Here is a 19,926-nt window from a genome sequence, read left to right on the forward strand (position 1 = left end):
CGGGTCAGATCTGGCCGGGGTAGAAGCCGTGCCGGGACAGTGGGCCGATGAGCTGCTGTTCCTCGTAGGCGAAGTGCGACAGCAGGGTGTCGGTGAGCAGGTCGATCGCCTCGGTGATCGGGCCGTAGTCGGTGGGGTTGCGGGCGAGGTGCACCAGCGCGTCGTCGATCCCCTCCAGCACCTCGTGGATGGCCAGATGCTCCTCGTGCAGCCGGTCCAGTACGGCCGACAGGTCGCGCTGGCTGCGGCGCAGGTGGGGAAAGATCCCCTCGCTCTCCATGGTGTGGTGGTTCGTCACGGAGCGACACTGCGCCTGGCAGACCCCGCCGAGGGTCCAGTCGTTGGCCCGGATCGTCATCACGTTGATCTGGCTGCGCGCGTCGCCGAGCCGCGCCGTACCCTCCTTCACCTGCTGGAGGATGTCGCGCATCTGGGCCAGTTCCGCCCGGTAGTGGTCGTGTACGTCGACGAGGTGGCGGCCGGCGTACAGGCCGTGCCGGGTGAAGGTGACCTCCGGGGGCGGCTCGGCCGCGATCGGCCGGGTCTCCTCGTTCAGCACACTCTTCGGGCTGAGCCGCTCGGTCGGCGCGGCGCTCGGCACGATGCCGGTACGCCGGGTCAGCCAGTCGTTCTCGGTGGTCATGGCCTACCTTTGCGATCTTCCCTGGAGAGGTGATTGTCCGTCGGCGGCTTTTCTCCGCGAGGAGCCACCGGCGACTCCTCCGGTACCAGCTAGGCGAGGAGCCGCAGTACCAGGGCGGCGACGGCGGCCAGCAGCAGCGGCAGCGGCGCGCTCACTCCCTTGGCGTCACCGGCCCGCAGGTGCGCGACGACGGCCCCGACGAAGTAGAGGATCACCCCGATCGCGGCGGCGACGCCGAGCGGCGCGAGCCAGATGCCGGCGACGAGCCCGACGGCTCCGGCGATCTCCAGGGCGGCCAGCGGCGGGAACCAGTTCAGTGGCACGTTGGCCCGTTGCAGGCCGGTGGTGACCCTCTCGTTCCGGGTCAACTTGCCTCGGCCGGACAGCAGGAGGACGGCGGCGAGCCACGCCGCCACGATGATGTACCCGATGAACATGGGGGCTCCTGGGGGGTGGATTGCGGGGGCCCGGCCACGGTATCAGATAGTCGTGAAGACTCGATGATTAATGCACAACGACTATTTGTTGCTGGTAGCATCCTGCCATGAGCCGAGGCAGCAGGCGGTCTGGAGAGGCCGAGCGCACCGGCTTCCTTCTCGCCCGGCACGGCGGCATCGCCAACGCGCGGCTGCGCCAGGCACTCGGCCTGGCCGGGCTCACCCCCCGGCACGGAATGACGCTCACCCGGCTCGCCGAGACCGGCTCGATGACCCAGCAGAGCCTGCTCGACATCCTCGGCGTCGACGCCAGCGTCCTGGTCACGCTGCTCAACGAACTCGAGGACGAGGGCCTCGTCCAACGGCGCCGGGATCCGACGGATCGACGCCGGCACATCGTCGAAATCACTCCCGCCGGTTCGGCCGCGCTCGATAAGGTGGACGCCGCCGTCGACCAGGTCGAACGCGACCTGTTCGCGACCCTCACCGCCGAGCAGGTCGGCCAACTGCACGAACTGCTCGCCCGGGTGCGCACCTCGGTCAACGACCCGGCGTGCACGGAGGACTGACCGGCCCGATCACCAGATCACCCGATCAGCAGGAGGCGCCCGTGGCGAGCTGGCGAGACATCGAGCAGGACGCTCCGGACTTCGCGGCGCGGGTCCGGGAACGGTTCGGCGCCGGTACCAACAAGACCATCGCCACGCTCCGCCGCGACGGATCACCCCGGATCAGCGCCTCGGAACTCGAGTTCAGCGACGGGGAGATCACCCTCGGCATGATGGGCGGTTCGATGAAGCTGCTCGACGTCCGGCGGGACCCCCGGATCGCCGTACACAGCCCGACCATCGAGCCACCCGCCGACACCCCGGAGAGCTGGCCGGGGGACGCCAAGCTCGCCGGCACGGCCGTCGCGATCGACCCGCCGGCGGACAATCCGCACGAGGGTGCCGGGTTCTTCCGGATCGACATCACCGAACTGGTGCTCACCTACGTCGGCACCCCCGCCGACCACCTGGTGATCGAGTCGTGGCATCCCGACTCCGGCTGGCGGCGCCGAACCCGCCGCTAGGACCGTTCGATACGAGCGGCGAGGTCGCTCGCCAGCCGGCGGAGATCCTCGTCGAAGGCCGCGTCGGCCTCCCCCGCGAGGTCGTACTCGAGGCGATCGAGCAGCCGCAGCAGGCGGGCGACGGCCTCGTTGTACGCGTCGGCCCCAGCCTCGGCGTCGGCCTTGGCCCCGGTCCCAGCCCCAGCCTCGGCCCCAGTCCCAGCCCCGGCCCCGGCCTCGGCCTCGGCCTCGGCCAGCTGTGCGAGGGTGCCCAACAGGCGGTGACCGCCCCGCTCCGCGCGCAGCGTGCCGTTCATGATCTGGGCACAGATGCTGGCGCTGGCCAACCGGGCGGCACGCCCCGGATCCGGCTCCGGTATGCCGAGTTCGACGAGCATGTCGCGGAGCATCCGCTCGGCGGCGTACGGCGGCAGGGAGACCGCCGACGCGATGGCGAGCCGCACCGTCGACTCCCCGTCCACGTCGGCCGCCAGCAGGTCACAGGCGAGCATCACCGCCTCGGTGGGCTCGACGTCGTCGACGACCAGGTGGGCGTAGGCCAGTTCCGTACGCCGGTGCAGATCGGATCTCAGCTCCACGTTCCACGCTCCCGTCAGGTGGCGAGATACGTCCCGTGTCCCCGTACGACGAGCGGGCCGTCGAAGACGAGGACCTCGTTGACCAGGCCACCCTTCTGGTTCCGGTAGTTGATGACCACCGTATCGATCCCGACGTAGGTGGCCACGACCTCGAACCGCAGGTCCGGAAAACGCCGGAGCCCCTCGGCCCAGTACGCCCGCAGCGCCGCCTTGCCCCGCACCACCCCGTCCGAACCCTCGATAAGCTGGGCCGCGACCGGAGAGGTGAAGACCACGTCGTCCGCGTAGTGCGCCAACATGCTCTCCAGGTCGTGAGCGTTCCAGTCCCTGACCCAGCCGTCGACGAACCCCTGAATGGCTGTTCTGTCCATGGTCCGATCATCACGTACCGGTCCGCACTTCGTCGTCCCCACGGCGGGCGGTCAGTCGGGAGCGAACAGGTGAGCGTGCTTCCGTTCGCGGTCGACGTCGCACACCGGGCCGGGGCGATCCTCGCCGAACTGCGCGGCCGGGTCGACGTCGAATACAAGAACGGTGTCGAGCCGGTCACCGAGGCCGACCTCCGCTCGGACGCACTGATCCGCGAGGCGGTCGCGGCGACGTACCCGGATCATCGGGTGCTGTCCGAGGAGGGTGCCGGACCGGCGGACCTGGCTGGCCCGGTCTGGGTGGTGGACCCGATCGACGGCACCGCGAACTACGCCCGAGGTCATCCGTACGTCGCGGTCTCGATCGCGTACGCGGTCGACGGCGTGGTCCGGGCCGGTGTCGTACACGCGCCCTTCCTGCACGAGACCTTCACCGCGACCCGGGGTTCCGGTGCCCGGCTGAACGGCGTGCCGATCCGTCCGAGCGATCCGCCAGACCTGCGACGGGCGATCGTCAGCACCGGCTTCCCGCATTACAAGGCAGATCTCGACCCCCTGGTGGAGCGGGTCCGCCGGCTGCTGGCCGGCTGCCAGGACATCCGCCGGGCCTCCTGCCCCAGCCTGGACATCTGCTACGTCGCCGCAGGGCGGCTGGACGCGCACACCGAGTCGCTGGCGCCGTGGGACGTCGCCGCGGCCGGACTTGTCGCGGTCGAGGCGGGCGCGGTGCGCAGTCACCTCGAACCGGACGACTTTCCGCCCGACCTGGCCGGCAACGGCTTCCTGGTCGCCGCGCCGGCCATCCACGGTCCGCTGGTCCGGCTGCTGGGCGGACCGCCGCGGACGAGGGCACCTGGATGACCACCTCCGGGTGGGGCACGGCGCACATGACGCCGCGCCGGGCGGCCACCCCACCGGTACGGTTGGGCGATGCCGGACTTCCCGCCCATCGAGGCCGACGGCCGACCCTCCGATTCGGACGGTCCGTCCTCCTATGTGGTCACCGGAGGCGGCCGGGGCATCGGGCGCGTCCTCGTCGAGCGTCTCCTCGGCGGCGCAGACCATGTCGTGGTGATCGAGCGTGACGCCGCCGCGCTCGACTGGATGGCCGACCATCCCGCCGCCGGGCGGCTGGTCGGGGTGAGGGGCGACGCCGCCGACGAGGCCGTCACCGAGCACGCCGCCGATGCGGCGAGCACCGCCGGACGGCTGCGCGGCTGGGTCAACAACGCGGCCGTCTTCCGGGACGCCTCGATCCACGACACACCGGCCCGCGAGGTGCTGGACCTCATCGCGGCCAACCTGGACGCCACGGTCGTCGGCTGTGGTACGGCGATCCGCCGCTTCCTCGCCGCCGGCACCCCGGGCGCGATCGTCAACGTCTCCTCGCACCAGGCGCAGCGGGCGGTGCCGGGCTGCCTGCCGTACGCGACCGCGAAGGCGGCCGTCGAAGGGCTGACCCGGGCGCTCGCCGTGGAGTACGGCCGGCACGGCATCCGGGTCAACGCGGTCGCCCTGGGCTCGATCGAGACCGAGCGCTACACCGACCTGCTGGCCCGACAGGACCCGGCCGGAGTTGAGCGGATCGAACGCGACATGCGGCTGCTCCATCCGGTCGGCCGGGTGGGCCGTCCCGCCGAGGTCGCCGCGACGATCGCACACCTGCTCTCTGCCGAGGCGAGCTTCGTCACCGGGGTCGTTCTGCCGGTGGACGGCGGGCGATCGGCACTGGGCCAGGATCCCGAGGCGTAGTCCCGCGCCGGGTCAGCCGGCCCGCGCCGCCCGCCAGCGCCGTACCGGGTGTGGCCGCCGGACAGCCTCGCCCGACGAACCACGGGGCGACCCATCCGGGCTCGGCGTCGGCGGCAGCCAGCGTCGTACCTGCGCCGTCCGGCTGGCCGCGGCGAACGCCTCCTCCCGCAGACTCCGGGCCGCCGCCGCGGCGACCTCGGCGTCCCGCCACGCCGCCCGCTCACGCTCCGCCGCCGCCGCGTGCGCGGCCAGCAGGCTGTCCCGGGCCGCCCGGCGGAGCACGATCTCCTGCTCGGCCGGATGCCGCCGGGGATCCCAGCCGTTGCGGTTCGCCAACGCGTCACTCAGTTGCAGCACCGACAGTTCCTGCCGGGTGGCTGCCGCCATCGCGGCGCGGTGCAGGTAGCGCTCCCGATCGGCGTACTCGGCAGGGGTGCGCGGAGTACGGGGCTCGGGAAGCACCGCGGCTGCGGCGACCCGTCGCGCGGCGGCATCCGCGGCCTCGTACGCCTGCCAGGCCGTCTCGGCCTCCTCCTGCGCCGCCAGCCACTCGTCCCGGCGCCGGCGCGCGGTGACGGCCGACCGCTCGGCGGCCACGGTCACCTCCTCGGCATAGCGGTTGAGCTCGGCCGCCCGGACCGCCAGCCGCTCGCGGCGTCCCTCGGCGTCCCGGGTCGCCACGTCGTAGCCGGCCCCGGCCTGGCGACCGGTCACGTCACGGCCCGTCTCGTCCCGCCGTGGACGGACGACGAGCGCGATGCCCCCCGCCAGGGCGAGCCCGATCAACACGAGCCAGATCGTGGCGGCTTGGGGCACGTTGATCAGGAAATTGAACAGCACCTTCTCCATCAGGAAACCTCACAGGGTGGCCGATGCGAACAGGGTCGACGGATCCGGACCGGACACGGTCAGGGGCGACCGGTCCTCACCCCAGTGGCGGTGCGCGCGATCCGATCACTCTCGGGTACGCGTCGCCGGCCGGTCGCGATCCCGCGCCGGTCCCCGGCCGCACCGCTGACACGCCGGCATCGCCGGCAGCCCGGGCGTCGAGCCTGGCCGGAACTCCGGCATCCGCCGTCAGGTCCCCGGCATCGTCGGTCGGAACCTCGGCCGCCACCGCCGTCGGGTCACCGGTGGGCGCCTCGACTTCCACAATGGAGACATCCACGGTGGACGACGTTCCGGCGGCCGCCACGGCGTCGGGCCGGGACTCGGCCGCACCGGGGGTGCCCGGCAGGCCCGTCCGGGCCGCACCGCCGCCCAGCAGCAACGCCATCAGCACCAACGCGGTCACGAACCGCACCGAGCGGCACGCTACCCACCAGACGGGGCGGACCAGCGCGACGGGAACCACGACACCCAACCTACTCCTGGTCGGCGGGAACCGCTCGGCGAGCCCGGGCGCCTTCCCCCGGCGACCGGCGGGCCGGGGACGTTACGCCACCAGGGGCCGGACCGGAGTTACGCCGTCAGCGGAGCCGGCCCGGGGCGGTGGGCAAGCCGGCCGGGCGGCGTTCATGCTGGGGCCCATGACGGAGCGGGGAATCGTACTGTGGCTGCCGGGCGGCGGCTGGCGTGGATGGTCGGACGAGGACGGCTCGGCACTGGCGGAGCACGGGCTGACGGTGGTGCAGGGCCGCTACCGGCTGACCGACGAGGCCCAGTGGCCGGCACAACTGGCCGACGTCCGGGCGGCCGCGCGGGAACCGCAGGCGCGGGCCCGCGCGGCAGGTGTGCCGTTCCTGGTGGCCGGTGACTCGGCCGGTGGCCACCTGGCGCTACAACTCGGGCTGCGCGGCGTCGCCGGGGCCGGCGACGTGGACGCCGTGCTGGCGTACTGGCCGCCGGTCGATCCGCTGGCCGAGGACTGGCTCCGTGCGCTCCCAGGCCGGGGCGGCGACAACCCGTGGGTGCCGCTGCTCGGTCACCCGGCGGCGGCGGACGATCCGACGACGGTGGACGCCATCCCGACGACCCATCTGGGCAACCAGGTGCCGGTGCTGCTGGTGCACGGTGCCCAGGACGAGGCGGTGCCGGCGAGCCAGAGCGTCACGCTGACCTCGGCTCTGCTCCGGGCGGGGCATCCGGTGCACGCGCTGGTCACCCACGGCGGGCACGCGTTGCCCTTGGACCGCCCGGACATCCGGGCCGTCACCGCCGCCTTCCTCGACGCCTGCCTGCCCGGCTGACATCCACCTGCCCCGCCGAGGGCAGCCACCGTCCCCACCCAGGGCAGCCACCGTCCCGCCGAGGGCAGTCACCTGCTCAGCGGGCCAGCGCCTCGAGCCGGGGCACCAGGTCCGCCGGGGCGGGCATCGCCGCCATCTCCCGGCGTACCTCCTCGGCGGCGGCCGCCAGTGCGCGATCGGTGACCAGCCGCTCCAGCACCGCCGAGGTGATGTCCCGTTCGGCCACGGCGAGCCCGGCACCCCGGGCCGCCAGCAGGGTCGCATTGTGCCGGCGGTCGCCCGGCCCGGGCAGCGCGAGCTGCGGTACGCCGGCGGCCAGCGCGCCGAGCACCGAACCGGCGCCGCCGTGGTGCACCACGCCCGCGCAGTTCGGCAGCGCCTCGTTGATCGGTATCCAGTCGACGGTACGGACGTTGTCCGGCAGCGACCCTCGACGGAGTATCCGACGGTCGGGGCGGACCAGTACGAACTCGGCGTTCACCCCGGCGGCGGCCCGGACGACGGCCGTCATCACGTCACCTCCGCCCGGTCCGGCGACCGTGCTGCGGCTGACCAGGATCCGGGGTCGGTCGCCGGGCTCGCGCAGCCAGTCCGGCAGCTCCCCGACCCCCCGGAACGGCACTCCACGCATGGGTTCGCCGGCCCGCTCGCCCACCACGCTGGGCGGCGCGATGGTAAGGGTGGCGGCGTTCGGTCGCAGGTCGCCGATCCCGCTGCGGTGCTGGGCTCGGACCAGCCGCGCGGCCGTGACCCGGACCAGTTCGGCACCGTCGAACAGCGAGTTCTCGTGCAGCACCGCCGGTACGGCACGACGGGCGGCGGCGAGCGCACCGGCCACCGCCAGCGGCTCGTACACGACGAGGTCCGGCTGCCACCGGTCGGCGAGGGTGACCACGCCGTCGGTCAACTGGTCGTTGGCCGCGCCGAACAGCAGTGCCACGCCACGCGTACCGGCCCGGCCGGCCAACTCGGCGCGGGCGATCAGCGGATGTCGCAGCATGACCCGGCGGGCGATGCGGTCGAACCGGAGCGCCGGGGCGACGTCGGAGACCGGCAACCCGGTCCGGCGTACGTCGAGCCCGTCCCCACCGGTGGCGAGCAGCACCTCGTGACCCGCCGCGCGCAGCGCCTCGGCGAGCGGCACCATCGGGAACACGTGTCCGAGCAACGGCGCTGACGCGAAGAGCACCCGCATGCCGGTCAGCTTAGTGATCGTGGCGACGTCCGGCGCGCTCCCGCGACGGCGACGAACCCGAACAGTCCGAGCAGTGACGCGGCCACCTGCACCGGGACCGCCCCGGCCGGATCGCCTGCGGCGACGGCGACCAGCGTCGGCAGGGTGCACAGCAGGCCGAGGTCCCATCCGGTGACCAACCGGTGCAGCGGTCCGGTCGGCACCATCCCCATCGGGGTGACCACCGGCGGCAGTTCGTGCCGGACCGCTCCGCGCCGGGCCGCCCGCAGCGCGCCGACCGCCAGTGCGGGGCCGGACACGGCACCGAGCAGCAACCAGTGCACGGCGTTCCCGGCCGTCGAGGCGGCGAGCAGCGCCAGTGATCCGGCACCCCACGCCGTACCGACGACGGTGGGCAGGATCGACCGGACGGCCAGCAACCTGCGCCCCGGCAGGCCGAGCAGCCGGGCCAGGGCGGGCAGATCACGGTCTCGGCGGGCATTGTCGGTCACCGCGCCCACCGCGAGAAGTCCGGACAGCAGCCAGGCTCCGGCCAGCAGCGGCCCGGGGCCGGTGACCCCGGCGAGCAGGGCGGGCGGCAGCGCGGCGACCGAGATCAGGGCCAGTCGGTCCGGCGACCGCCGCAGTGCCAGGACATCGTGCGCGAGGACGGCGAGCCGGGCCGGCAACCGGGGTAGTCCGGTACGTCGGGGCGAGCGACGGGCCCAGCGGCGTTCCTCGGTGACCCGGGCGGCGGTGCCGAGGTCGAGCGTGACGACACCGGACGAGAGCGTTCCGGCGAAGGCACCGCCGGTGGCGAGACCGGCCAGTCGTACCCGGTCGAGCCGGACCAGCGCGGCGCCGGCGACCGCGGCGGCCAGCACCCCGGCGGTGCCCAGCGCCGCCGGCGACATGCCGTCGGCTGCCGCCTGCGGCCAGGCCCACGGCCCGAACCAGCCTCCGACGGCGATCCGGGCCGGCAGGTCGAACACGGTCAGGGCGGCCGCAGCGGCGCCGAGCAGCAGCGCGGACCGGTCCAGCAGCGCGGCCGACCCCTCGGTGAAGGTCTGCGTCAGGGTGGCGAGCCCGCCGACGAAGAGGCCGGCGATCCCGCCGGCCAGGACGACGAGCAGGCCCATCGGCGCGACCAGCGCCCAGGCCACGAACGCGCCGTGCAGCAGGCCGAGGACCGTGGCGAGGCCGAGCACCACTGCCGCGGTCGGCCACAGCAGGCCGCGCCGGCTCGTCGGGCTGGGAAAGAGCCAGGACAGTCGGGCCGGTGCGGCGGCCAGCGGCCCGAACCGGGCGGCCCCGCCGAGGACAGCGGCGTAGCAGAGCAGCCCGATCGCCAGCAGGGTGCCCGGCCCCGGACGGACCGGCGGGCCGTCGGCGAACGCCGTGGACATCCCGGGCAGGCTGCCGGCCAGGATCCCCCCGGCGACCAGCAGGGCGAGCAGCAGGGCGTACGCCCGCTCGGCGTAGCCACCGGCGCGGGCCCGGCCCCGGGCCCGCAGGTAGCTGCGGACCGGCGCCGCCGGACTCGCACCGGCCGGCCCGGACCTAACCATGCCAGTCCGGTACGTCCAGCGGCTGCGCCCCGGCCGCGGCGATCAGCGTGGGATCGTGGCTGGCCAGTACGACGGCTCCGGCCCGTCGGGCGTAGTCGCGCAGCAGGGCGCCGACGGCCGTGCGACCGGCCTCGTCGAGGTGGCGTTCCGGCTCGTCGAGCAGCAACAGTCGGCTGGGGCGGGCCAGCGCCAGGGTCAGGGCGAGCCGCTGCCGCTGGCCGCTGGAGAGCTGGCCCGGCAGTACGGACGCGAACCGGCTGACGCCGAGCCGGGCGGCCAGCGCACCCGCCTCGAACCAGCCGGCCGGTACGGGCCGGTTGACGAGTTGGACGAACTCGAGGTGTTCTCCGGCGGTCAGGTTCGGATACCAGGCGGAGGTGTCCAGCAGGCTCGCCACGGTGCGTCGGAACGCCGGGGACCGCTCGTCGACCGGTGCGCCCTGCACGAGGATCCGGCCACCCAGTGGCCGGATCAGCCCGGCGAGGCAGCGCAGCAGGGTGGACTTGCCGACGCCGTTCGGCCCGGTGACCGCGAGAACGTCTCCGGCGTCCACGGCCAGCCGCAGCCCCCGGATCAGTACGCGGTCGCGGTAGCCGACGTCCAGCCCCTCGGTCCGCAGGATCATCCTGTGCTCCCCGTTTCCTTGCTCGCGGCCCACCGGAGAATACCGCCCGCTGCCTCTAGGTGGCTGTGCCATCTAGATGACTGTGCTACCTTCTTCGCCGTGGATCAGGAGCGCCGTGGCCAGTGGCTACGCGGAGTGCTGGACCTGTGCGTCCTCGCCCTGCTGCACCGCCGGGAGTCGTACGGGTACGAACTGGCCCAGTCGCTCGACGCCACCGGTATCGGCCCGATCCAGGGCGGGACCCTCTACCCGGTGCTGCTGCGCCTGCAACGCACCGGCCTCGTCACCGCGCAGTGGCGGGAGGGAGCCTCCGGACCGGCGCGCAAGTACTACCAGATCACCCCGGCCGGCAGTGAGACGCTACGCCGGACCACCGTCGACTGGGACGCCTTCGCCAGCGGGGTGGGGACGATCCTGCGGGAGGTGCAGACACGTTGAATCACGACGGATGGCTCCACGCGCTCACCGGTGAACTGCACCGGCGCGGCCTCGATCCGAACCTGTCCCGGCACGTGGTCGCCGAGGCGGCCGCCCACCTGCGGGACAGCGGCGAGGCGCCACTGCGGGTCTTCGGCCCGCCCGAGACGTACGCGGCGGCGGTCGCCGAGAGTGTCGGAGTGCCCCGACCGCAGACCGGCAGGGCCTGGCCGGACGCGTCCGCCGGGGTCGCCGGGAGCGCCGGTACGGGTCGGGCCGCCGGCAGTGCCCGGACGGTCAGGTCCTCGCCCGGACCGATCCGGCTGGACGTACGCGGCATCAGCAAGCGCTACCGCCGCCGGCCGGTGCTGTCCGGCGTGGACCTGACCGTCCGGGCCGGCGAGATCGCCGCCGTGGTGGGCGCGAACGGCGCGGGGAAGAGCACCTTCCTGCGGATCTGCGCCGGCCTGATCAGCCCGGACCGGGGGCAGGTACGGGTGCACGGCAGCCTCGGCTACTGCCCACAGTCCGGTGGCACCAACGACTACCTCTATCCGGACGAGCACTTCGTGCTGGTCGGGGCGGGACGCGGACTGCCCCGCGCCACGGCTCGGGCGGCCGGCCGGGAACACGCGGCGGCGCTGGACTGGGATCCTTCCGGCCGTACCCAGGCCCGGCATCTGTCCGGCGGCACCCGACAGAAGCTCAACCTGGTGATGGCCGCCCTCGGCGAGCCGGACGTACTGCTCCTCGACGAGCCGTACCAGGGCTTCGACCGGGGCACCTATCTGGACTTCTGGCAGCAGCTCTGGCGGTGGCGTTCGGCCGGCAAGGCGATAGTCGTGGTGACCCACCTGCTCAACCAACTCGACCGGGTCGACACCGTACTCGACCTGACCCCGACCCGGGAGGTGTCGGCATGACCGAGCGAAGCGAGGAGCGGCCATGACCAAGATCCTCACGGTGGCGGAACTGGCCCTGCGGGAGATCCTGCGCCGCCGCTCCGTACTCGTGATCCTGACGCTGTTGCCGCTGGCCTTCTACTTCAGTCGGCGCGAGGACCATCTCGGCCAGTCGATCCGGTTCGTCTGCCTCGGTATCGGCTGGGCACTGAGCACGGCCGCCCTGTTCGCCGGCAGCGCCGCCCGGGGCATCGAGCCGCGCCTGCGGTTGTCCGGCTACCGGCCCCACCATCTGCACCTCGGCCGGCTGGTCGCGCTCTGGACGGTCGGCGTCGGGCTCTCGGTGCCGTACTTCGCGCTGATCCGGTTCGACCAGCACGACGTCCGGTACGGCGCCATCGCGCTGATCATGATGTTGACCGTCGCCGTCGCCGCGCCGTTCGGGCTGGCACTGAGCGCCGTCGTTCCCCGCGAACTCGAAGGCACCCTGGTGCTGCTGACCGTGGTCGGACTACAGATGATCATGGATCCGGCGGGTGCCGCGTCCCGCCTCCTCCCGTTCTGGTTCAGCCGGGAGATCGGCACGTACGCGATCGACCACACCGACGGTGGCTACCTGACCCGGGGGCTGATGCACGGCATCGTGCTGACCCTCGCGCTCACCGCGCTGGTGGCGGTCGCCTCCGGAATCCGCCTACGCCAGCGCTCCCACCTCAAGTTCATGTAAGGAAGGGCCCCTTCTTATCGCTTTCTGTAGAAGAAGGGTCCCTTCCTAACACCCCAGCCGGCGTCGTAGAGTCGTTCGGGTGATTGCACTGGAGGTGGCCGCAGCGGCCTACGCCCAGTGGATCACGCCCGATCTGCCGCTCTACGGCAACGACCACGAGCGCGCCGACTTCGCTCCCTGACCGGCCTGGCACTCCTCCGCCACCGGCCCGTCCATCCCACCCCTCGGGAGCGATTCTTCATGTCGTCGACCGTCGACACCTCCGCATCCGCCGTCCTGAAAACCCCACAGACCGCCCGGGTACTGGCGGCCAGCCTGCTCGGACGGATTCCGCTCGGCGCGGCACCGCTGGCCCTGCTGGTCTTCGCCCGGGAGACCGGAACGCTGACCATGGCCGGGCTGCTGGTCGGCGCGTACACCGCGGGAATGGCGGTCGGTCAGCCGATGCTGGCCCGCCTCGCCGACCGGTGGCGCCAACCGCCGGTGCTGTGGATCGCCGTCGCCGTCTCCACCGCCGGGTTCGCGCTGGTCGCCGCGCCACTGGCCGGCCCGCTGACCATCCTCGCCGCCGTGCTGGCCGGGATCGGCGCGCCGCCGTTCGAGGCGTGTCTCCGGGTGTTGTGGCGGGACCTGCTGCCCGAGCGGCAGGTGCACACGGCGTACACATTGGACACCGCGACTCAGGAGATCATCTTCGTGGTCGGGCCGGTACTCACCCTGGGCGCCGTCGCCCTGCTCGGCCCGGCCGGCGGCCTGGCCGCCGCCGCGCTGTGCCAGGCCGTCGGCACGGCCTGGTTCGCCACCGCGCCGGCGGTCCGCCGGTGGCGGGGTGTTCCGGCGGTACGACACTGGGCCGGTCCGCTCCGCGCCGGTCCCCTTCGGGTGATCCTCGGCGCGCTGGTGCTGATCGGCGCTGGTGTCGGCAGCGTGGCGGTGGCCACGACCGGCTACGCCGAGGCGTCCGGCGGGCGGTCCTGGGCCGGCTGGCTGCTGGCCGCCCAGGCCGTCGGGGCGCTGACCGGCGGCCTGCTCTATGTCCGGTCACACACGCTGCGCCGGCACGGCACCCTGCCCCGGGCGGCCGCGGTGCTGGCCGTCGGCTACCTGCCGCTGCTGCTGACCCCGGACCCGTCGATGATGCTGGTGCTGATGGCGGTCAGCGGGCTGGCCCTGCCGCCGCTGCTGACGATCACGTTCGTCGGCATCGACAGCGTCGCGCCGAGCGGTACCGCCGCCGAGGCGTTCGCATGGGCGGCCACCGCCTTCTCGGTGGGCAGCGCCCTCGGCGCGGCGCTGACCGGTCCCCTGCTGGACGGGACCGGCAACGTTCCGGCCGGATTCGTGATCGCGCCCGGGACGATCGGACTGGCCTACGGCATCCTCGCGCTGGCCGGCCGGCGCTCCGGGTAGGGGTCCGGGGCCCGGCGCCGGGTCAGTCGAGTGCCATGGCCAGCCGGTCGACGCTGAGCGCACTGATCAGCAGCCGCTCCTTCCGGTTGCCGATCAGCCGTCGGGTCCAGTCGACGAAACCGCCGTCACCGAACTCGACCCGCTCCCCGTGCAGCACCACGGAAATCTTGAAGCACCATCCGGTGTAGTAACCCCGCCCGCCGGACCGGTCCGGATCGTCGCGCACCACCACCTTCGGCCGGTCGGCCAGGGCGGACCGGGCCGCCTCGGCGATCGGGGCGGCCGCCGGCTCCAGCACCGTCAGCGCGACCTCGATCGTGGAGAAGCCGGCGGCCTCCAGCGCCGCGCAGAGAATGCTCAACTGCTCGCCGCAGTGCCGCCGCTCGAACGCCAGGTTGCCGGTGTCCCGGCCGGCGGTGACCAACGCGAGGAGACTGAAGTGGGCGAACCGGCCGGCTTCGGCGAACCGCTGCGCCCGGATCACCCGTTGCAGCGTCGCCAGCCGCACCACCGGCGCCGACCGGCCGTTCCGGGCCAGCAACTCCCGGCGCCGCAGCGCCGCCTCCAGCGCCAGCCCGTTGGTCGGATCGGCCGCCACCTCGCTGCCCCGGACCGTGGCGAGCACGTTGTTCTGGTTCACCCCGGCGACGACGGAGTGGGTACCCAGCGGCGCGACCGGGGCCAGGGCCAGCAACTCGTACGCGTCCGGGATCGCCGACAGCAGCAGGTCCTCGGCCCGGCGCAGCCGGCGGAACCCGGCCTGGGCCGGCGCGACGAACCGGTCCTCGGTGTACCGACGCAGCACGTCGGCCGGGGTCAGGAAGCCGGCCCGGGTCCGGAACGCGGCCAGCAGCAGCGTGACCAGATCCGAGCCGGACAGCCGTACGCCAAGGGTGTTGAGGATTTCGGCGCCGCCGGCCTGGCGCAGTACCCGGGCCAGAGCCGCACCCTCGACCATCTCAGGATCCGCCATCGCATATCGCTATCACGGTGGATCGCCGTCCACCACCCGCATTCCCGCCCGGGAAGCCCGGGGGCGCGGTCAGCGCCGTCGAAGATGCTCCCGGCCCCGACCGAACGCGTCGGTGCGACCCCACCGCCCCGGGATGTCGATCAGCTCGATCCGGCCCAGTTCCTCCGGGATCGCCGGATCGATCGTCAGGTGCCCATGGTGCGGTCGCAGGCCGAGCAGGCTGCGCAGCAGCATCAGCGGTGTTCCGGCGGACGAGCAGTGCGGGCTGCACGCCCGGGGGTACTGCACCGGGTACCTGGTCCGGGCCCGGTCGTAGCCGGCGAACGCCTCCGGCAACCGGCCACCGAAGTATCCCGACACCTCGATCATCGTCGTGGCGAGCCGGGCCGCGTGCTCATCGAAGCCGTACCGGCGCAGCCCCAACGCGATGATCGAGTTGTCGAACGGCCAGATCGCCCCGGTGTGGTAGCCGATCGGGTTGTACCGGGAGTGGTCGCGGCTCAGCGTCCGCACCCCCCAGCCGGAGAACAGCCGGTCCCCGAGCAGGTGCGCGGCCACCGCCCCGGCACGGGACTCGTCCACGATGCCGCTCCAGAGCAGGTGCCCCATGTTCGAGGCGAGAGCGTCGACCTGGCCGCCCTCGGCGTCGAGCGCGAGCGCGTAGAACTCGCCGTCGTCGATCCAGAAGTCCCGGTTGAACCGGGCCCGCAGGTCGGCGGCCTGCTGCTGCAACCGGTCCGCGTACGCCGGGTCGTTCCAGAACGTCCGGGCCAACCGGGCGGCCCGCATCCTCGCGTCGTAGGCGTAACCCTGCAACTCGCAGGTGGCGCGGGGGTTACCGGGCAGCCGGCCGTCGGCATAGGAGATCGCGTCCGGGGAGTCCTTCCAGCCCTGGTTGTCCAGCCCGCTCGAACTGCGCCGCTCGTACCAGAGGTAGCCGTCCCCCACCAGGTCGCCGTACGTGTCCAGCCAGGCGAGCGCCGAACGGGCCTCGTACTCCAGCAGCCGTACCGTGTCGGCGTCCCCGGTCCACCGCTCGTACTCGTCGAGCAGGATCAGGAACAGCGGGGTGGTGTCCGCCGCACCGTAGTACGTGGTGTGCGGCCCCTCCTCGAAACCGCCCAGCTCGCCGTAGCGGATCTCGTGGACGATCTTGCCGGGTTCCTCGTCCCGGAAGTCGTCGATCCGGCCCCCCTGGAGCAGGGACAGCACCCACAGCGCGCTGCGCGCGATCTCCGGGAGGAACGGCAGCGTCTGTAGTCCGGTGATCAGGCTGTGCCTGCCGAACAGCGTCATGTACCAGGGCAGCCCGGTCGCCGTCAGCTTCACCTGGCTGGTCACCCCGACGTACTGCAACGAGGCGAGGTCGATCAGGCTGCGCTGGTACGAGTCCTCCAGCGCCTCCGAGTCGCAGGTGAGCCGGGGTGCCCGGGCCACCCACTCACCGAGTTCCCACCGCTTCTCGGGCCGGTTCTGGGTGTAGCCGCGCAGGCTCTCCCGGACGTCGCGCCCGCCCGCCCCCTGGATGACGCCGATCGCCTGGAGCGTGGTGGACCACTGGCCGTGCGCCCCGAGTTCGATCCGGAAGGTGAGCCCGTTCTCGTCGACGTCGGCGGGCTCGCTGGAGGAGACGATGGTCTCGGCGACGTGCCGGTTCCGCTGGTAGCAGAGCCGCAGCCGCCCGTCCTCGACCGTCGTCACCGTTCGACCCGGCCTGGGCCGGGCCTCCCGGGCGTCGAACACGTCGGCGAAGTCGCAGCCGACCTCCATCCGGAGGGTCAGCACCACCGACTCGTCCCGGTGGTTGAGTACGGTCAGCCGCTCCTCGAACGAGCCGCCGAGGGACCGGTGCCGGATCACGGACGTCTTCGCGTCCACGTAGTGGGTCGGCTCGCCGGGCACCAGGAAGAACCGCAGCTCGAAGTACTGCAGATCGTCGATGGAGAGTGCGTGCAGCCGCTCGCCGTCGATGGTCAGCACCCACTTGGACAGCAGGCGGGTGTCCCAGGCGAAGAGTCCGGCGGGATAGTCCGGCGACGGGTCGACGTCCCCACACCCGTCGCTGAGCATGAAGGTGTTGCCGTCCAGGATGCTCGCCATCCGCTTCACTGGCGGCACTCCCGGTCTCCGGGCAGGATCCGGTTGGCGGGCCGGACCCGGCCCTGGAGGTCGTCCCGGCGGCGGAGTCGTTCCCGGACCCGGTCCCGTGGATCGCGGGTGCCCGGCGGTGCCGGAAAGGCCCGCCGGAACATCAACAGCAATGGCAGGTTCCCCTGAATGGTCACGTCGTTGCGGTTGTACGCCGCGACCACCTGCACCTCGCCGACCGCCAACCGGTCGAACAGCTCCCGATCGGTGGAGACCACGCAGTCCGCCTGCCGGTATTCGTGTGACACCAGGACGTTGCCCCGGTTGACCGAGACGAACCAGTGCTTCACCCCGCCGTCCGGCCCCGCCAGGTCGAACCGGATGGTGCCTCTGGCCTTGACCGGGAGGAGGTCCGGTCCGCGCTGTTCGAGGCTGGAGAAGAACTCGGCCGTCGGATCCGCCATCGGATCGTCCTCCGTTCCACTGCTAGGCCGGCAGTTCCGGTCGGATCATGGGTGCGCCGCCGATCTGTGCGGGCGTCGTTGGCTCGGCGCTGTCAGTCGGTCCCGCGCCGGGTCGAGCCCATGTGCTCGGCGCGGCCCCGGCCGAAGGCGTCGATCAGTCCCCACCGGCCCGGGATGTCCAGCAGTTCCATCCGGCCCATCCCCTCCGGCATGGCCGGGTCGACGACCAGATGCTCGCCGTGCGGCTCCAGGCCGAGCAGCGTCCGGATCAGCAGCATCGGGGTTCCCGTCGACCAGGCCTGCGGGCTACAGGCCGTCGGGTACTGCACCGGGTACTTCGTCAACGCCCGCTCGTAGCCGGCGAACGCCTCCGGCAGCCGTCCGCCGAAGTACTTTCCCGCGTCGATCATGGCCTCGGCGATCCGGCCGGACTCCTGCCGGAAGCCGTACCGGCGCAGCCCCCAGGCGATCAGCGAGTTGTCGAACGGCCAGACCGTGCCGACGTGGTAGCCGATCGGGTTGTAGCGGCCCGCCCCCTGGGCCAGGGTGCGTACCCCCCAGCCGGAGAAGAGTCGCGGGCCGAGCAGGTGCTCGGCCACCTTCGCCGCCTTGTCGTCGTCGACGATCCCGCTCCAGAGCAGGTGCCCGATGTTCGACGAGAGCGCGTCCACCTGGCCGCCCTCGGTGTCCAGGGCCAGCGCGTAGTACTCGCCGTCGGCCACCCAGAAATCCCGGTTGAACCGCTCCTTCAGCCCGGCCGCCTCCCGCTCCAACCGGTCGGCGTAGTTCGGGTCGTTCCATACGAGCCGGGCCAGCCGGGCACCGCGGATCTTCGCGTCGTACGCGTAGCCCTGTAGTTCGCAGGTCGCCCGGGGGTACGTCGGCAGCCGTCCGTCGGCGTACGAGATGGCGTCCCAGGAGTCCTTCCAGCACTGGTTCTCCAGGCCGTTGCGCAGGTTCCGCCGCTCGAACCAGACGTACCCGTTGCCCAGCAGGTCTCCGTACCGGTCGATCCAGGCCAGCGCGGCCCGTGCCTCGTGCTCCAGTTCGGCGACAAGTTCGACGTCTCCGGTCCAGCGCTCGTACTCGTCGAGCAGGATCACGAACAGCGGGGTGGAGTCGGCGGAGCCGAAGTACGGCGAGTGGGGCTGTTCCTCGAACGCCGTGGACTCGCCGTACCGGATCTCGTGCATGATCTTCCCTGGTTCACGGTCCCGGAAGTCGTCAAGCGTCACCCCCTGGGCCATCGCCAGGTAGCGCAGGGTCGGCCTGGTGAGTTCCGGGGTGAACGGCAGGGACTGCAGGCAGGTGATCAGGCTGTCCCGGCCGAACAGGGTCATGAACCAGGGCAGGCCGGCGGCGGGCAACCGGTCCGATGTGGCCAGCGGCGAGTACCGCAGGGCGGCCAGGTCGATCAGGCTGCGCTCGTACGTCTCGGTCAGCGCCTCGTTGTCGGTGTTGAGCCTCGGTGCACGGGCCAACCAGTCGTCCAGGTCCTGGCGCATCTCCTCGCGCGTCCGGCTCCGGTGGCGCTGGATGCTGAGCCGGATGTCCCGGCCGCCGGCGCCCTCCACCAGGGTTTCCACCCGCAGCGTGGTCTCCCACTGCTGGTGTGGGCCGATTCGGAGGGCGAAGGTCAGTCCGGTCTCGTCGTACTCGGCGGGCGCGCTCGACGTGATGATCGATTCGCGTCGGAAGGTGTCCCGCTGGTAACGGAGCCGCAGCCGCCCGTCCTCCACCAGCGCGGTGGTGGTCCCCACCTTCTCCTGTACGTCCTTGATCTCGAACAGGTCGGCGAAGTCGCTCTCCACGTTCAGCCGGACCATCACCTCGACCTGCTTTTCCTCGTGGTTGAGGATGCTCAGTTGCTCCACGAAGCTGCCGCCGACGGTACGGTGCCGGATGATCGAGAGCTTCGCGTCGATGTAGTGGGTCGGTTCGCCCGGTACGAGGAAGAACTGCGACTCGAAGTACTGGAGGTCGTCGACGGAGAGGGCGTTCAGCCGTTCCCCGTTGACGGTCAGTTCCCACTTCGACAGGAACCGGGTGTCGAACGAGAACAGCCCTGTCGGGAAGGTCGGCGACGGGTCGATGTCTCCCCGGCTGTCGCTGACCACGAAGGTGTTTCCGTCGAGGATGCTGACCAGAGCCTTCATCGCCGCTCCCGATCCCGCACCCAGTGCCGGGGCTCGTGCGCGTCGGGGGGCCCGGGGACCAGGTGGTTCAGGCGGCTGTACAAGCTCAGCTTCCCCTCCACGGTGAGCCGGTTGCGCAACAGCGAGGCGAAGGGGTTCGCCCTGCCGCTGGCGATCTCGTTGAAGACGCCGCGAGCGGTCCTGACCGTGCAGTCCGCCGCCCGGTCGGTCTGGGTCGCGCTGACGCTCCCCGCGCTCAGCACCAGGAGCCAGACGTCGACCTCGTTCCCCTGCTCCAGCTCGAACCGCACCGTCCCGCGGATCCTGCTCAGCAGTGGGTCCGGTGGCCGGTGGTTGAGCCCCTCGAAGAACTCGACGGTCGGATCCATGGCCCGCCCTCCCTC

General features: G+C 72.3%; 23 protein-coding genes. 9 read left to right on the plus strand and 14 right to left on the minus strand.

Features of this window, described 5'->3' with window-relative positions:
• Positions 1-4 precede the first annotated feature (4 nt).
• Positions 5-643, minus strand: coding sequence for a hemerythrin domain-containing protein (locus I0C86_RS17765; RefSeq protein WP_196202359.1), 639 nt, complete (start codon positions 641-643; stop codon positions 5-7).
• An 89-nt stretch (positions 644-732) separates the two neighbouring features.
• Positions 733-1,080 (minus strand): DoxX family protein, encoded by a 348-nt coding sequence (locus I0C86_RS17770; protein WP_196202360.1) that lies wholly within the window; start codon positions 1,078-1,080, stop codon positions 733-735.
• 107 nt (positions 1,081-1,187) lie between these two features.
• Between I0C86_RS17770 and I0C86_RS17775 the strand changes: the two genes are divergently transcribed.
• Both I0C86_RS17775 and I0C86_RS17780 read left to right on the plus strand, forming a co-directional pair.
• Positions 1,188-1,649: a MarR family winged helix-turn-helix transcriptional regulator gene (locus tag I0C86_RS17775; protein ID WP_196202361.1), complete on the plus strand. Its 462-nt coding sequence runs from the start codon at positions 1,188-1,190 to the stop codon at positions 1,647-1,649.
• 41 nt (positions 1,650-1,690) lie between these two features.
• Positions 1,691-2,152, plus strand: a complete 462-nt coding sequence (locus tag I0C86_RS17780; RefSeq protein WP_196202362.1) for a pyridoxamine 5'-phosphate oxidase family protein — start codon at positions 1,691-1,693, stop codon at positions 2,150-2,152.
• On the opposite strand, the gene I0C86_RS17785 is transcribed toward I0C86_RS17780, so the two are convergent.
• Complete coding sequence (locus I0C86_RS17785) at positions 2,149-2,730, minus strand: hypothetical protein (RefSeq protein ID WP_196202363.1); 582 nt, start codon at positions 2,728-2,730, stop codon at positions 2,149-2,151. The genes I0C86_RS17780 and I0C86_RS17785 overlap by 4 nt on opposite strands.
• A 14-nt stretch (positions 2,731-2,744) precedes the next feature.
• Positions 2,745-3,101: a nuclear transport factor 2 family protein gene (locus tag I0C86_RS17790; protein WP_196202364.1), complete on the minus strand. Its 357-nt coding sequence runs from the start codon at positions 3,099-3,101 to the stop codon at positions 2,745-2,747.
• Between the two features lie 69 nt (positions 3,102-3,170).
• On the opposite strand from I0C86_RS17790, the gene I0C86_RS17795 reads away from it, so the two are divergent.
• Positions 3,171-3,959 (plus strand): inositol monophosphatase family protein, encoded by a 789-nt coding sequence (locus I0C86_RS17795; protein ID WP_196202365.1) that lies wholly within the window; start codon positions 3,171-3,173, stop codon positions 3,957-3,959.
• Positions 3,960-4,028: 69 nt separating this feature from the next.
• Positions 4,029-4,850 carry an SDR family NAD(P)-dependent oxidoreductase gene (locus I0C86_RS17800; protein WP_196202366.1) on the plus strand — a complete coding sequence of 274 codons (822 nt, stop codon included), beginning with the start codon at positions 4,029-4,031 and terminating at the stop codon, positions 4,848-4,850.
• A gap of 12 nt (positions 4,851-4,862) precedes the next feature.
• Here the strand turns inward: I0C86_RS17800 and I0C86_RS17805 are convergent, their stop codons facing one another.
• Together I0C86_RS17805 and I0C86_RS17810 are read right to left on the minus strand one after the other, a co-directional pair.
• The gene (locus tag I0C86_RS17805; RefSeq protein WP_196202367.1) at positions 4,863-5,699 is read right to left on the minus strand and encodes a hypothetical protein; all 837 of its coding nucleotides are present in this window, start codon (positions 5,697-5,699) and stop codon (positions 4,863-4,865) included.
• Positions 5,700-5,775: 76 nt separating this feature from the next.
• On the minus strand, positions 5,776-6,153 hold the full coding sequence (locus I0C86_RS17810; RefSeq protein WP_196202368.1) for a hypothetical protein: 378 nt from the start codon (positions 6,151-6,153) through the stop codon (positions 5,776-5,778).
• 226 nt (positions 6,154-6,379) lie between these two features.
• Here I0C86_RS17810 and I0C86_RS17815 point away from each other — a divergent pair, with 226 nt between their 5' ends.
• The gene (locus I0C86_RS17815) at positions 6,380-7,039 is read left to right on the plus strand and encodes an alpha/beta hydrolase (RefSeq protein WP_196202369.1); all 660 of its coding nucleotides are present in this window, start codon (positions 6,380-6,382) and stop codon (positions 7,037-7,039) included.
• A gap of 76 nt (positions 7,040-7,115) precedes the next feature.
• Here I0C86_RS17815 and I0C86_RS17820 read toward each other — a convergent pair whose 3' ends face one another.
• Genes I0C86_RS17820 through I0C86_RS17830 form a run of 3 tightly spaced genes read right to left on the minus strand, consistent with a single transcriptional unit; the run spans position 7,116 to position 10,406 of the window.
• Positions 7,116-8,234 (minus strand): nucleotide disphospho-sugar-binding domain-containing protein, encoded by a 1,119-nt coding sequence (locus I0C86_RS17820; RefSeq protein ID WP_196202370.1) that lies wholly within the window; start codon positions 8,232-8,234, stop codon positions 7,116-7,118.
• 5 nt (positions 8,235-8,239) lie between these two features.
• Entirely contained in the window at positions 8,240-9,781 is a 1,542-nt protein-coding gene (locus I0C86_RS17825; RefSeq protein WP_196202371.1) for a DUF6297 family protein, read from the minus strand.
• The gene (locus I0C86_RS17830; RefSeq protein ID WP_196202372.1) at positions 9,774-10,406 is read right to left on the minus strand and encodes an ABC transporter ATP-binding protein; all 633 of its coding nucleotides are present in this window, start codon (positions 10,404-10,406) and stop codon (positions 9,774-9,776) included. Before I0C86_RS17830 ends, I0C86_RS17825 begins: the two co-directional genes overlap by 8 nt.
• A 99-nt stretch (positions 10,407-10,505) precedes the next feature.
• Here I0C86_RS17830 and I0C86_RS17835 point away from each other — a divergent pair, with 99 nt between their 5' ends.
• From I0C86_RS17835 to I0C86_RS17850, 4 genes are all read left to right on the plus strand, one after another.
• Positions 10,506-10,844, plus strand: coding sequence for a PadR family transcriptional regulator (locus I0C86_RS17835; protein WP_196202373.1), 339 nt, complete (start codon positions 10,506-10,508; stop codon positions 10,842-10,844).
• Entirely contained in the window at positions 10,841-11,746 is a 906-nt protein-coding gene (locus tag I0C86_RS17840; RefSeq protein ID WP_196202374.1) for an ATP-binding cassette domain-containing protein, read from the plus strand. The genes I0C86_RS17835 and I0C86_RS17840 overlap by 4 nt, the downstream gene beginning before the upstream one ends.
• Before the next feature lie 22 nt (positions 11,747-11,768).
• Positions 11,769-12,452, plus strand: a complete 684-nt coding sequence (locus tag I0C86_RS17845; protein WP_196202375.1) for an ABC-2 transporter permease — start codon at positions 11,769-11,771, stop codon at positions 12,450-12,452.
• Between the two features lie 240 nt (positions 12,453-12,692).
• Entirely contained in the window at positions 12,693-13,862 is a 1,170-nt protein-coding gene (locus I0C86_RS17850) for an MFS transporter (protein ID WP_196202376.1), read from the plus strand.
• Between the two features lie 22 nt (positions 13,863-13,884).
• On the opposite strand, the gene I0C86_RS17855 is transcribed toward I0C86_RS17850, so the two are convergent.
• The 5 genes from I0C86_RS17855 to I0C86_RS17875 form a co-directional block, all read right to left on the minus strand.
• On the minus strand, positions 13,885-14,835 hold the full coding sequence (locus tag I0C86_RS17855) for a hypothetical protein (RefSeq protein WP_196202377.1): 951 nt from the start codon (positions 14,833-14,835) through the stop codon (positions 13,885-13,887).
• A gap of 69 nt (positions 14,836-14,904) precedes the next feature.
• Positions 14,905-16,935: an amylo-alpha-1,6-glucosidase gene (locus tag I0C86_RS17860; protein WP_196202378.1), complete on the minus strand. Its 2,031-nt coding sequence runs from the start codon at positions 16,933-16,935 to the stop codon at positions 14,905-14,907.
• Positions 16,936-16,940: 5 nt separating this feature from the next.
• Positions 16,941-17,387, minus strand: coding sequence for an SCP2 sterol-binding domain-containing protein (locus I0C86_RS17865; RefSeq protein WP_196202379.1), 447 nt, complete (start codon positions 17,385-17,387; stop codon positions 16,941-16,943).
• Between the two features lie 92 nt (positions 17,388-17,479).
• The gene (locus I0C86_RS17870) at positions 17,480-19,543 is read right to left on the minus strand and encodes an amylo-alpha-1,6-glucosidase (protein WP_196202380.1); all 2,064 of its coding nucleotides are present in this window, start codon (positions 19,541-19,543) and stop codon (positions 17,480-17,482) included.
• The coding region (locus I0C86_RS17875; protein ID WP_230394332.1) for an SCP2 sterol-binding domain-containing protein at positions 19,540-19,926 on the minus strand (387 nt) is incomplete at its 5' end. The genes I0C86_RS17875 and I0C86_RS17870, both read right to left, overlap by 4 nt.

It is taken from the genome of Plantactinospora alkalitolerans, from assembly GCF_015690345.1.
Taxonomy (GTDB): Bacteria; Actinomycetota; Actinomycetes; order Mycobacteriales; family Micromonosporaceae; genus Plantactinospora; species Plantactinospora alkalitolerans.

Bases quoted from the DNA above. Each gene is read 5' to 3' on its own strand.
- I0C86_RS17765 (WP_196202359.1), bottom strand. From the start codon at position 643: ATGACCACCGAGAACGACTGGCTGACCCGGCGTACCGGCATCGTGCCG.
- I0C86_RS17770 (WP_196202360.1), bottom strand. From the start codon at position 1,080: ATGTTCATCGGGTACATCATCGTGGCGGCGTGGCTCGCCGCCGTCCTC.
- I0C86_RS17775 (WP_196202361.1), top strand. From the start codon at position 1,188: ATGAGCCGAGGCAGCAGGCGGTCTGGAGAGGCCGAGCGCACCGGCTTC.
- I0C86_RS17790 (WP_196202364.1), bottom strand. From the start codon at position 3,101: ATGGACAGAACAGCCATTCAGGGGTTCGTCGACGGCTGGGTCAGGGAC.
- I0C86_RS17800 (WP_196202366.1), top strand. From the start codon at position 4,029: ATGCCGGACTTCCCGCCCATCGAGGCCGACGGCCGACCCTCCGATTCG.
- I0C86_RS17805 (WP_196202367.1), bottom strand. From the start codon at position 5,699: ATGGAGAAGGTGCTGTTCAATTTCCTGATCAACGTGCCCCAAGCCGCC.
- I0C86_RS17815 (WP_196202369.1), top strand. From the start codon at position 6,380: ATGACGGAGCGGGGAATCGTACTGTGGCTGCCGGGCGGCGGCTGGCGT.
- I0C86_RS17820 (WP_196202370.1), bottom strand. From the start codon at position 8,234: ATGCGGGTGCTCTTCGCGTCAGCGCCGTTGCTCGGACACGTGTTCCCG.
- I0C86_RS17825 (WP_196202371.1), bottom strand. From the start codon at position 9,781: ATGGTTAGGTCCGGGCCGGCCGGTGCGAGTCCGGCGGCGCCGGTCCGC.
- I0C86_RS17830 (WP_196202372.1), bottom strand. From the start codon at position 10,406: ATGATCCTGCGGACCGAGGGGCTGGACGTCGGCTACCGCGACCGCGTA.
- I0C86_RS17845 (WP_196202375.1), top strand. From the start codon at position 11,769: ATGACCAAGATCCTCACGGTGGCGGAACTGGCCCTGCGGGAGATCCTG.
- I0C86_RS17850 (WP_196202376.1), top strand. From the start codon at position 12,693: ATGTCGTCGACCGTCGACACCTCCGCATCCGCCGTCCTGAAAACCCCA.
- I0C86_RS17855 (WP_196202377.1), bottom strand. From the start codon at position 14,835: ATGGCGGATCCTGAGATGGTCGAGGGTGCGGCTCTGGCCCGGGTACTG.
- I0C86_RS17860 (WP_196202378.1), bottom strand. From the start codon at position 16,935: ATGGCGAGCATCCTGGACGGCAACACCTTCATGCTCAGCGACGGGTGT.
- I0C86_RS17865 (WP_196202379.1), bottom strand. From the start codon at position 17,387: ATGGCGGATCCGACGGCCGAGTTCTTCTCCAGCCTCGAACAGCGCGGA.
- I0C86_RS17870 (WP_196202380.1), bottom strand. From the start codon at position 19,543: ATGAAGGCTCTGGTCAGCATCCTCGACGGAAACACCTTCGTGGTCAGC.